Origin of the sequence: Cryobacterium sp. TmT2-59 (genome assembly GCF_004403545.1) — a bacterium.
GTDB classification, from domain to species: Bacteria; Actinomycetota; Actinomycetes; order Actinomycetales; family Microbacteriaceae; genus Cryobacterium; species Cryobacterium shii.
The window spans coordinates 87,660-99,601 of sequence record NZ_SOGM01000053.1 but is presented as its reverse complement, the minus strand read 5'-3'; the positions used below and the strand labels follow the sequence as shown (position 1 = coordinate 99,601).

10 protein-coding genes are annotated in these 11,942 nt (G+C 67.4%); 8 read left to right on the top strand and 2 right to left on the bottom strand.

The window, feature by feature from the left end; all coding sequences use genetic code 11:
- Positions 1-99: 99 nt before the first annotated feature.
- Positions 100-861 carry a CPBP family intramembrane glutamic endopeptidase gene (locus E3T24_RS09045; protein ID WP_241975991.1) on the bottom strand — a complete coding sequence of 254 codons (762 nt, stop codon included), beginning with the start codon at positions 859-861 and terminating at the stop codon, positions 100-102.
- Entirely contained in the window at positions 858-1,250 is a 393-nt protein-coding gene (locus E3T24_RS09040; RefSeq protein WP_134365585.1) for a DUF393 domain-containing protein, read from the bottom strand. The genes E3T24_RS09045 and E3T24_RS09040 overlap by 4 nt, the downstream gene beginning before the upstream one ends.
- Before the next feature lie 235 nt (positions 1,251-1,485).
- Between E3T24_RS09040 and E3T24_RS09035 the strand changes: the two genes are divergently transcribed.
- The 8 genes from E3T24_RS09035 (at position 1,486) to E3T24_RS09000 (ending at position 11,879) form a co-directional block, all read left to right on the top strand.
- Positions 1,486-3,105 carry an ABC transporter substrate-binding protein gene (locus E3T24_RS09035; RefSeq protein ID WP_134365584.1) on the top strand — a complete coding sequence of 540 codons (1,620 nt, stop codon included), beginning with the start codon at positions 1,486-1,488 and terminating at the stop codon, positions 3,103-3,105.
- Positions 3,106-3,241: 136 nt separating this feature from the next.
- Entirely contained in the window at positions 3,242-4,171 is a 930-nt protein-coding gene (locus E3T24_RS09030; protein ID WP_134365583.1) for an ABC transporter permease, read from the top strand.
- A complete protein-coding gene (locus E3T24_RS09025; protein ID WP_134365582.1) occupies positions 4,161-5,108 on the top strand; it encodes an ABC transporter permease in 948 nt (315 codons plus the stop codon). The genes E3T24_RS09030 and E3T24_RS09025 overlap by 11 nt, the downstream gene beginning before the upstream one ends.
- Positions 5,105-6,853, top strand: a complete 1,749-nt coding sequence (locus E3T24_RS09020) for an ABC transporter ATP-binding protein (RefSeq protein WP_134434524.1) — start codon at positions 5,105-5,107, stop codon at positions 6,851-6,853. Before E3T24_RS09025 ends, E3T24_RS09020 begins: the two co-directional genes overlap by 4 nt.
- 21 nt (positions 6,854-6,874) lie before the next feature.
- Positions 6,875-7,465, top strand: a complete 591-nt coding sequence (locus tag E3T24_RS09015; RefSeq protein ID WP_134365580.1) for a PH domain-containing protein — start codon at positions 6,875-6,877, stop codon at positions 7,463-7,465.
- Positions 7,466-7,731: 266 nt separating this feature from the next.
- Complete coding sequence (locus E3T24_RS09010) at positions 7,732-8,715, top strand: ABC transporter permease (protein WP_134365579.1); 984 nt, start codon at positions 7,732-7,734, stop codon at positions 8,713-8,715.
- Between the two features lies 1 nt (position 8,716).
- Positions 8,717-9,667: an ABC transporter permease gene (locus E3T24_RS09005; protein ID WP_134434523.1), complete on the top strand. Its 951-nt coding sequence runs from the start codon at positions 8,717-8,719 to the stop codon at positions 9,665-9,667.
- On the top strand, positions 9,660-11,879 hold the full coding sequence (locus tag E3T24_RS09000; protein ID WP_134365577.1) for a dipeptide ABC transporter ATP-binding protein: 2,220 nt from the start codon (positions 9,660-9,662) through the stop codon (positions 11,877-11,879). Before E3T24_RS09005 ends, E3T24_RS09000 begins: the two co-directional genes overlap by 8 nt.
- The last annotated feature ends 63 nt before the right edge of the window (positions 11,880-11,942 follow it).

The following is an 11,942-nucleotide window of genomic DNA, read 5'->3' as shown; positions in this document are numbered from 1 at the left end:
GGGGAGGCGGGGCGCGGCGGGCAGGGGAGGCGGGGCGCGGCGGGCAGGTGAGGCCGGGCTCGGCGGTCAGGTGGGGCCGGGCGGCGGCGGGCAGGTGGGCTAGGCGGCGGTGGGGGCGAGCAGCCCGGGCCACCAGGCCAGGGCGAGCGGGTAGCCCACGAACGAGACGATGTCGAGCACCCAGTGCGCGATCACGAGCGGCATCGTGCGGCCCCAGCGGAGGTAGCACCAGCCGAACACGACGCCCATCACGGCGTTGCCGAAGAACGGGCCGATGCCCTGGTACAGGTGGTAGCTGCCCCGCAGCACGGCCGACGACACGATGATCGTCCAGGTCGACCAGCCGAGCTCGCGCAGCCGGGTGAAGAGGTAGCCCACCACGATCAGCTCCTCCGTCAGCGCCGAGCGAAGCGCCGAGAGCACCAGGATGGGGACCGTCCACCAGAACGTGTCGATCGGCGACGGCACGACCGCGACCGTGAAGCCGAAGAACCGCCCGGCCAGGTACAGGCCGAGGCCCGGGATGCCGATGGCCGCGACCAGGCCGAGCCCGCGCAGGAGGTCGCGCCGCGGCTCCGTCAGGTCGAACCCGAGTCGCCGGAACGCGCTCTGCCCGGGACGCCACAGCAGGTACAGCACCAGGGCCACGGCGAAGAAGGCGAAGAAGATCCCGAGGAACTGGTAGGTGAAGTCGAGCCATTCCCGCGGCGACTGCGAGCCGTTCAGCGTGGCCGACTGCTCCGAGAGCGGCCGCGTGTCGGTCAGGCGGGCGATGATTGAGACCACCGAATAGATGGCGGATGCCCCGAGCGAGAGCCCGAGGACGATTCCTACCTCCCAGCGAAGAGCGTTCCGAGTCACGTGCCCGGCTTCATCCGGCAGGCCGGCGTGCCCCCGGGAAGCCGGTGGCGGTAGCGCGCCACCAGCCGGTAGCCGAGTTCGGCGGCCCAGGACCACGGCGGAACCGTGCCCAGCCAGCCGAGGATGCGCAGAACCGTGTTCGGCTGGTGCCGCAGCAGGGCGGCGACGGCCGCGGCGCCGCCGTACTGGTGCCCGTCGATCACGAGCCAGACCCGCGACTGGGCGTCCTTCGTCGTGAGGGCGTACGACCCGAGGTCGGTCCACTGGTACGGGGCCGCATCCGGCATGGCCGGAAGGAGGCGGGTCATCAGGTTCACGGAGGTGGTGCAGAACGCGCAGTCGCCGTCGAAGATCAGCAGCGGCGGGCGGGCGGGGGAGACGAGCGTCATGTCTCAATCCTCCCACTGCCCTCCGACTGCGCAGAACGCGGATGTTGCGGGGTACGGCGGAAGGATCGGCCGAAAGAACCTGCCGTGGTGCAACTATCCTGCGCAGAATGTTTCGCCTGTGTAACGTTTCCTCATTAGATTGTGCGAACGCAGTCCCGGCTCTTTAGGGTCAATATAACTGACGTGTCGGCGCGGTGATGAGCCGCGTGGCACATCCCTGCGCACAGGAGGAAAATTGAAAATCAGGAGACTGGGCATACCAGCCATCGCTCTGGCCGCCGCGGGAGCACTCATGCTCTCCGGGTGCGCGAGTGGAGAATCCACCCCGAAAGCCGCGACCGGCGACACCGCGGCGATCATCAGCACGAACGGCTCTGAGCCGCAGAACCCGCTGATCCCGACGAACACCACCGAGACCGGTGGCGGCAAGATCACCACCTCGCTCTTCGCCGGACTCGTTTCCTACAACGCCAAGGGCGAGACCGAGAACGAGGTCGCGAAGTCCATCGAATCGGACGACGCGCAGAACTGGACCGTCACGATCAACGACGGCTGGAAGTTCACCGACGGCGAAGCCGTCACCGCTTCCTCCTTCGTGGACGCGTGGAACTTCGGCGCGAAGTTCAGCAACGCCCAGAGCGCTTCCTACTTCTTCGACGACATCGCCGGCTTCAGCTACGACGCCGACTCCGAACTGACCGGCCTCAAGGTCGTCGACGACAAGACCTTCACGGTCGAGCTGGCTTCCCCCGAGGCCGACTGGCCGCTGCGTCTGGGCTACACGGCGTTCATGCCGCTGCCCTCCTCCGCGTACGCGGACATGGCCGCCTTCGGTGAGAACCCGATCGGCAACGGCCCGTACATGCTGGCCAAGAAGGGCGCCTGGGAGCACGAGGTCAAGATCGACCTCGTCACCAACCCCGACTACGACGGCGTGCGCAAGCCCGTCAACGGCGGCCTGAGCATCGTCTTCTACGCCTCGCAGGATGCCGCCTACGCGGACGTCCAGGGTGGAAACCTCGACGTGCTCGACGCCGTCCCGGATGCCGCATTCGCCTCCTACGAGTCGGACTTCCCGGACCGCTTCGTCAACCAGCCGGCCGCCATCTTCCAGGGCTTCAACATGCCGTACTACCTCGAGCACTGGAGTGGTGAGGAAGGCAAGCTGCGCCGCGCCGCCATCTCGATGTCGATCGACCGCAAGGAAATCACCGACGTCATCTTCCAGGGCACCCGCACCCCGGCCACCGACTTCACCTCGCCGGTCATCGACGGTTACTCCGACTCTCTCAAGGGTGCCGACGTCCTCGCCTACAACCCGAAAGAGGCCAAAGCCAAGTGGGCCGAAGCCGACAAGATCGCGCCCTACACCGGCACGTTCGACCTCGCCTACAACTCCGACGGCGGCCACGCGGCCTGGGTCGACGCTGTGACCAACAGCATCAAGAACACCCTGGGCATCGAAGCCATCGGCAAGCCGTACCCGACCTTCGCCGCAGCCCTCGACGACCGCAAGGGTGACAAGCTGACCGGTGGAACCCGCGCCGGCTGGCAGGGCGACTACCCGTCGCTGTACAACTTCCTCGCCCCGCTGTACCAGACCGGTGCCGGCTCGAACTACGAGGACTACAGCAGCCCCGAATTCGACAAGCTGATCAAGGATGGCGCAGCGGCGTCGTCCGTCGAAGCCGCAACCAAGAAGTACCAGGAAGCTCAGGAAGTCCTGCTCAAGGACCTCCCGACCATCCCGCTCTGGTACTCCAACGTCACCGGCGTCTGGTCTGACAAGGTCGATAACGTCGTCTTCGGCTGGGACTCCGTGCCGCTGTACAGCAACATCACCAAGAGCGAGTAATACTCGTTCAATCCGTTTGACAGCAGTGAATAGATAAGACGTGTGGGGCTCGGGGCGTCAGCCCCGGGCCCCACACTGACTAGACTCAACCAGTGATTGTGAATCTCATGTACATACGTTCTGGCTTGGGAACCTGATGCTCTGGTATACGGGCAAACGCCTGCTCCAGATGATCCCGGTGTTTTTCGGTGCAACGCTGCTGATCTACTTCATGGTGTTTTCGTTGCCCGGGGACCCCATCGCGGCTCTCTACGGCGACCGGCCCCCGGCGCCCGGCGTGATCGAACAGATCCGCGCCCAGTACAACCTGGACAAGCCGTTCATCGTGCAGTACTTCATCTACATCGGCAACTTCTTCCAGGGTGACCTGGGCACCACGTACTCCGGCCGTCCCGTGAGCGACGTGATGGCCAAGGCCTTTCCGATCACCGCCCGTCTGGCTCTGCTCGCGCTGGCCATCGAGGCCTTCTTCGGCATCCTCGTCGGACTGATCGCCGGCCTCCGCAAGGGCAAGTTCTTCGACGCGAGCGCCCTCGTGGTCAGCCTCCTCCTGATCAGTGTTCCCACGTTCGTAATCGGCTTCGTGCTGCAGTACGTCTTCGCCGTCAAGCTCGGCTGGGCTCGTACGACGGTGAGCAGCGAGGCTCCCTTCAACGAGCTCCTCCTCCCCGCGCTCGTGCTGGCCTCGGTCTCGTTCGCCTACATCGTGCGGCTCACCCGCGCGAGCGTCTCCGACAACCTCAACGCGGACTTCGTGCGCACCGCGACAGCGAAGGGGCTGTCCCGCCGCCGCGTCGTGGGCGTGCACGTGCTGCGCAACTCCCTTGTTCCCGTCGTCACCTTCCTCGGCGTGGACCTCGGTTCACTCATGGTCGGTGCCATCGTCACAGAGGGCATCTTCAACATCAACGGCGTCGGCGGCACCGTCTACAAGGCGATCAAGCTGGGTGAAGGCCCCACCGTCGTGTCGTTCATCGCTGTCATGGTCGTGATCTTCGTGCTCGCCAACCTGCTCGTCGACCTCCTCTACGCAGCACTGGACCCGAGGATTCGTTATGCCAAATAAGAACCCGAACGCACAGACGCACTACGTCGCCGCGCTGGAAGAAACCCCGGTCGAAACCGTCGACCGCCTCGACGAGTCGCAGAAGGCACGCAGCACCTGGGCGGATGCCTGGGACGCGATGCGGGTACGGCCCTCCTTCTGGATCTCCTCGGCGCTGATCTTCCTGATCGTGATCGTCGCTCTGTTCCCGAGCCTGTTCGCCCACGTCTCGCCCACATCCTGCGACCTCGGCGACAGCCACGGTGCACCCTCAGACGGGCATCCGCTCGGCTACACTCGCCAGGGCTGCGACATCTACGCCCGGATCATCTTCGGCACGCAGGCCTCGCTCACCGTCGGCCTGCTCGCCACGATCCTCGTCACCTTCACGGGCATCATCGTCGGCGCGCTCGCGGGCTACTACGGCGGCATGCTGGACTCGATCGTCTCCCGCATCGGCGACATCTTCTTCGCCGTCCCCACCGTGCTGGGCGCCATCGTGCTCATGTCGGTCCTGCCGGAGCGCACCCCGGTGACCATCGCTCTCGTGCTCTCGCTCTTCGCCTGGCCGCAGATCGCCCGAATCATGCGCGGCGCTGTGCTCTCGGCCCGCAACTCGGACTACGTGACGGCATCCATCGCCCTGGGCGTCAGCAAGTTCAAGATCCTGCTGCGTCACGTGGTGCCGAACTCGATCGCGCCCGTGATCGTCATCGCCACGGTCTCGCTGGGCACGTTCATCGTGGCCGAGGCCACCCTGTCATTCCTCGGGATCGGCCTTCCGCCGAACGTCATGAGCTGGGGTAACGACATCGACGCAGCGAAGAGCTCCCTCCGCACCAACCCGCAGGTGCTGCTCTACCCCGCGGCGGCGCTGTCCGTGACCGTTCTCGCGTTCCTCATGCTGGGCGACGTCGTGCGCGACGCCCTCGACCCCGAAGCGAGGGCCCGCCGATGAGCCAGACCGTCATCGAACCCGTCAGCGAGAACGCCGACGCGTCCACGGAGCCTCTGCTCCAGATCCGCGACCTCGAGGTCGGCTTCCAGACCCAGCACGGTGTCGTCCCTGCCGTGCGTGGGGTCAGTCTGACCCTCTACGCCGGCCAGACCCTCGCGATCGTCGGTGAGTCCGGCTCGGGCAAGACCACGACCGCGCAGGCCATCATCAACCTCCTCGCCGGCACCGGCAAGATCACGGCCGGACAGATCCTGTTCGAGGGCCGCGACCTCACCGCCCTCTCGGCCAAGGAGATCCAGGATGTCCGCGGCCGCCTGATCGGCTACGTGCCGCAGGACCCGATGAGCAACCTGAACCCGGTGTGGAACATCGGTTTCCAGGTCGAGGAGGCCATCAAGGCCAACAACGTCGCCCAGGGCAAGGCCGCACGCGAGCGCACCATCCAGGTGCTGCAGGAGGCCGGGCTCAGCGACGCCGAGGACCGGCTCAAGCAGTTCCCGCACCAGTTCTCCGGCGGCATGCGCCAGCGCGTGCTGATCGGCATCGGCCTGTCCGCACGGCCCAAGCTGCTCATCGCCGACGAGCCCACCTCGGCACTCGACGTCACCGTGCAGCGACAGATCCTCGACCACCTCGGCACCCTCACCCGCGACTACGGCACCTCCGTGCTGTTCATCACGCACGACCTCGGCCTCGCGGCCGAGCGGGCCGAACAGCTCGTGGTGATGTACAAGGGCAAGGTCGTCGAATCCGGCCCGTCGCAGGAGATCCTCGCCAACCCGCAGCACCCGTACACCCAGCGTCTCGTCGCGGCGGCCCCCAGCCTCGCGTCCCGTCGCATCCAGTCCGCCAAGACGGCCGGCGCCGGAGGAGAAGCCATCTTCTCCGAGGGCTCGCTCGACGCCACTCTCGTGGCCCGAGCGGCCGAGCGGGAGGCGGATGCGGCGGCGAAGGACCTGATCTCGATCCAGAACATCTCCAAGCTGTACCGCATCCGCACCAAGGGCCTGAAGTACAACGAACTGCTCGCCGTCAACGACGTCTCCTTCGGCATCAGGAAGGGCACCACCACGGCGCTCGTCGGGGAATCCGGGTCGGGCAAGTCCACCGTCGCGAAGCTCATCCTGCAGCTGGAGAGCATCACCAGCGGCCAGATCGAGTTCGACGGCCAGGATGTCGCCGGGCTCAAGGGGGCGGCGCTGCTCAAGTTCCGCCGCCGCGTGCAGCCGGTGTTCCAGGACCCGTACGGCTCCCTCGACCCGCAGTACAACGTGGGCAACACGATCGCCGAGCCCCTGCTGGCGCACAAGATCGGCTCCTCCAAAGAGCGCCAGGACCGCGTGCGCGAGCTGCTGGACCAGGTATCCCTGCCCTGGGCCACCCGGTACCGCTACCCGAGCGAACTGTCCGGCGGGCAGCGCCAGCGGATCGCGGTGGCCCGTGCCCTCGCGCTCAAGCCGGACGTGCTCGTGCTCGACGAGGCGGTATCCGCCCTCGACGTGCTCGTGCAGGGCCAGATCCTGAACCTGCTCACCGAACTGCAGACCGAACTCGGCCTGACCTATTTGTTCATCACGCACGACCTCGCAGTCGTGCGGCTCGTGGCCGACAACGTCTGCGTCATGCAGAAGGGGCGGATCGTCGAGACCGCGTTCACGGACGAGGTCTTCGACAACCCGCGTGAGGCGTACACCCAGGAACTGCTCGCAGCCATCCCGGGCGGCAACTTCCAGTTTGGCCGCTGACCGCGGTTCGGCGGCGCGGGAGTGACTCCCGGGCGCGCGGCGATCGTCCTGCGGTCGCCGGCATCCGTCGCCGTCTTCGCGGCCGTGGCGCTGCTGTGCGCCGCGCTGCTGGTCGACGCGCTCCTGCGTGCGCGGGGGGCCGTGGCCCTGGTGTCCCTGCCGGCGGTGACGCTGGTGCTGTGGTCGGCCTGGCTCGTCTTCGCCCGGCCGTGCCTGCGGCTGTCCGGCACCGGGCTGACCATCGTCAACGTGCTGCGCACGACGACCGTGCCCTGGGGTGCGGTGGACGAGATCGTGCTGCGCCACCAGGTCGTCGTGGTGACCCGGTCAGGCGAGCGGCTGCGGTGCTGGGGAGCGCCGTCATCCGCCCGGTCGTCGATGCCGGTCCGGTCGTCCGGGCCGGCCCCGCGGGCGGCGCAGGTGCGCGAGCCCAGCGGACGGATCAGCGGTAGCGCCGCCCACCGGGCGATCCAGGGCTATTGGGAACGGCATGAGCGGCCGCAGGGCCCCACGGATGCCGCTGCACGCCGGTGGAACGGATGGTCGCTGCAGGTCGGCGTGGCGCTCCTCCTGGTCGTCGTCGCGCAGCTGATCTGGGCGGCGCAGGTCTGAGCGTTGCTCAATCCTCTGACCCCGGACTCAGCAAATTGCGACTTAAGTTTCGAAAATGTTACATGTTTTGTCAGGATCTGCCGCAGACTGTGATCTGGGGCAAAGGAGCTTCGCGCAGGCACAGGCTCGCCCCGTAACAACATTTGAAACGGTTCTGCCGCCGGGAATCCTTCGGGCGGGAGCGCGACGGGGGAGTAAACAATGGGATCACTTCGTAGAACCATTCCGGCTGCCGTCTCTCGTTCCCCGTTCTAGGTTGACCGCGCGTGGCCTTCTACATCTTCCGACGTTTCGTCAACTACTTCTTCCTTTCGCTCATCGCGACGTGTCTGGCGTATGTCGTGTCCAGCCTGGCCCTCGACCCTGCTGCCAAGTACTACGGCCGCAACCCCCAGCCGACGCAGCAGACGATCGACAACATCCTGGACGGCCTCGGCGTCAACCCGAACGTGCCCGTGCTCCAGCGGCTCTGGGACTGGCTGGTGAACCTGGTCGTGCACGGCTCGCTGGGCACCGGGGTCAACGGCGTTTCCATTGGCGACCAGATCATCTCCCGCGCCGGTGTCAGTCTGCGACTGCTCCTGATCGGCTCGCTGATCGGGGCCCTCGTCGGGGTGACGCTGGGCGTCTGGGGCGCGGTGCGTCAGTACAAACTGAGCGACCAGGTCGTCACCTATGGCTCCTACCTGATTTTCGCCACGCCGACCTTCGTGATCGGGGTCCTACTCATGATCGCGGCGACCGCGCTGAACGGCGCAGCGGGAGCCCAGCTGATCAACTTCACCGGCGAATACTCGGCCGGGCTGAGCGGATCCTGGTGGGATCTGACCCTGGACCGCGGCGTCCACCTGCTCCTGCCCACGATCGCGCTCGTGCTGATCGGCGCGGCCGGCTACTCCCGCTACCAGCGCAGCGTCATGCTCGACGTGCTCTCGGCCGACTTCATCCGCACCGCCAGGGCCAAGGGGCGCTCCCGCAACTCGGCGCTCGTTCGCCACGGCGTGCGGGTCGCGCTCATCCCGATGTCCACGTTCTTCGCCTACAGCTTCGGCACGCTGGTCTCCGGCTCGATCATGCTCGAGATCGTCTTCTCCTTCCACGGGATGGGCGAATTCGCCCTGAACGCGATCAGCCAGAGCGACATCAACGCGGTCGCCGGGACCACGCTGTTCGTGGCCATCCTGATCCTGTTCTCCTCGACGCTCTCCGAAGTGCTCTACGCCGCGCTCGACCCGAGAGTGAGGAACTGAGATGTCCCTGGTCGAAGAAACCAACGCCGAGCTCGGCTCCCCGGTCGTTCCGCTTCCCCCGCAGCCTCTCGGCACCGAGGTCACCCCGCCGAAGAAGGCGCGCTCCCGCGGGCGGCTGATCTGGTGCCGGCTGACCCAGACCTCGCGTTTCTGGGTGGGGGCGGTCACCATCGCCGTGATCCTGGCCTGGGCGCTGCTCGGTCCCCTGCTCTACCCCTACAACGCCACCGGCCGTGACCCGCTCAACATGGGGCTCGGCCCGACGCAGCTGCACTGGTTCGGCACCAACGGCATCGGCCAGGACCTCTACGCGCAGACGCTGGTGGGGCTGCAGAAATCCCTGGTGATCGGCCTGATCGCCGGCCCGCTCGGCACGCTCATCGCCGCGGTCGTCGGCTCCGTGGCCGGCTACATGGGCGGCGTCGTCGACCGGGTCCTGGTCTGGTGCATCAACCTGCTGCTGGTGCTGCCGTCGTTCATCCTCCTGGTGATCCTGAGCCCCCTCTTCAAGGGGCTGTCCTGGGTCTTCCTGACCGTCTTCATCGCGGGCTTCAGCTGGATGATCATGGCCCAGGTGGTGCGGTCGCAGACCAAGTCGCTGCGCGACCGCGACTTCGTCAAGGCCGCCCGGTACATGGGCGTGCCGATGCGGAAGATCCTCGGCCGCCACATCATCCCCAACGTCGCGTCGCTCCTGATCATCGACGCGACGCTCGGAGTGGTGGCGGCGATCCTCGCCGAGACCAGCCTCAGCTACTTCGGCTTCGGTATCCGGGCACCCGACGTGTCCCTCGGCACCCTCCTGGCGGAGGGGACGAGTGCGGCCGTCACCCGGCCCTGGCTGTTCGTGTTCCCGGCCGGCGTGCTGATCGTGACCCTGTTCGCCGTCAGCCTGATCGGGGACGCCCTGCGCGACGCCGTCGACCCTACCTCGGGAGTCAACCGTGACTAATCTTCTGCTGAACGGGAGCCCGGCGCGGCCCGGCCGTGGCCAGACGCCGCTGCTGGAGGTCACCGACCTCTCGGTCACGTTCCCCCAGCGGGGAGGCCCCGCGGTGCAGGCCGTGCGCGGGATCAGCTACCAGGTGCACAAGGGCGAGTTCCTCGGCATCGTGGGCGAGTCCGGCTCCGGCAAATCGGTGTCCTCGCTCGCGTTGATGGGTCTGCTGCCCAGTTCGGCGGTTGTCACCGGCAGCATCATGTTCGGCGGCCGGTCGCTGCTGGACCTGAACGACCAGCAGCTCTCCCGCATCCGTGGCCGCGAAATCTCGATGATCTTCCAGGACCCGCTGTCGGCGCTGACCCCGGTGTACACCGTGGGCGACCAGATCGCGGAGGCCCTGCTGCTGCACGACCCCGCGTTGACCAAGCGTGCGGCGCAGGTTCGGGCGGTCGAGCTGCTCACGGTGGTCGGGATCCCGGCGCCCGAACGACGCGCGCGGGCCTTCCCGCACGAGTTCTCCGGCGGGATGCGCCAGCGCGCGATGATCGCCATGTCGATCGCCAACGACCCCCTGCTGATCATCGCCGATGAGCCCACCACGGCCCTGGACGTCACGATCCAGGCCCAGATCCTGGAGGTACTGGAGACGGCGAAGAACCTGACCGGCGCCGCCGTCGTGCTGATCACCCACGACCTGGGCGTGGTGGCCGGCCACGCCGACCGGATCGCCGTGATGTACGCCGGGAAGCTCGTCGAGAACGGCACCACCCAGGAGGTCTTCGCGGCCCCGCACATGCCCTACACGATCGGCCTGCTGCGCTCGGTGCCCAATATGCAGACCGCCGGAACGGAACGACTGGTGCCGCTCGAGGGACGCCCGCCGTCGCTGACGGCCCTGCCGCGCGGCTGCCCGTTCGCGGCCCGCTGTCCGATCTCCCTCGACGCCTGCCACGAGACCGAACCGGTGCTTCTCGTGCACGGGAACGCCGGCCCGGCCGGCATGACCGCGCCCGGCACGGCCGCTCCCGGCGCGCCCGTGGCCGGTCTGGCGGAGGCCGCGCACGTGGCAGCCTGCCACCGCTCGGACGAGATCGCCGACGGTGTTTTGACCCGCCCCGACGTCTTCCCCCGCCCGGCACCGCTGGCCGTGGCGCACCGGGAGAAGGACCAGGATGCCCAGCCGGTCCTGACGGTGACCGGGCTGGTGCGGCATTTCCCGCTCACCAAGGGCGGGGTGTTCTCCCGCCAGATCGGCACCGTACGCGCGGTCGACGGGGTGTCCTTCTCGATCCTGCCCGGCCAGACCCTGGGCCTGGTCGGCGAGTCCGGCTGTGGCAAGTCCACGACGATCCTCGAGATCCTGGAGATGACGAAGCCGCAGGCCGGCCAGATCCTGATCGACGGCCGGGATGTCACCGGGCTCGGCCGGGCCGAGCTGCTCCGGTTGCGGAAGGACGTGCAGATCGTCTTCCAGGACCCGATGGCCGCCCTGGACCCGAGGCTGCCGATCGGCGACATCATCGGCGAACCCCTCACCGTGCACGGGGTGAAGCCCGCGGCCCGGCGCGCCCGGGTGGCTGAACTGCTCGACCTCGTGGGACTCGACCCGCAGATGGCGGACCGTTACCCGCACGAGTTCTCCGGCGGACAGCGGCAGCGCGTGGGCATTGCCCGGGCTCTGGCGACCAACCCCCGGCTCGTCGTCCTCGACGAACCCGTGTCCGCCCTGGACGTCTCGATCCAGGCCGGGGTGATCAACCTGCTCGAGGACCTCAAGGAGCAGCTGAACCTCTCCTACCTGTTCGTCGCGCACGACCTGGCGATCGTGCGCCAGATCGCGGACACGGTCGCCGTGATGTACCTGGGACGAATCGTCGAGTACGGGCCGGTCGCCGAGGTGTTCGCCCGCCCGCGGCATCCGTATACCCAGGCCCTGATCTCGGCGGCGCCGATCCCGGACCCGGTGATCGAGCGCAGCCGCAAGCGGGTGCTGCTCCAGGGCGACCTGCCCAGCCCGACCGAGCAGATCGACGGCTGCAACTTCCGCAGCCGCTGCCCCCTGTACGCGCTGCTCGCGCCGCAGGACCGCTCGCTCTGCGAGAGCGTCGACCCGGTTCTGGAACTGCACGCCACCGTGCAGACTGCCTGCCACCACGTCGAGCAGAACGAGCTGGCCATCTCGGCGTCGCTGGCCGGCCGCGAGGAAGACCTCGTGCTCTAAATTCTCAGTACTTCCATCCTTACGTCCCTCACCAGGAAAAGTCCCCACCAAGAAATGGAGAAT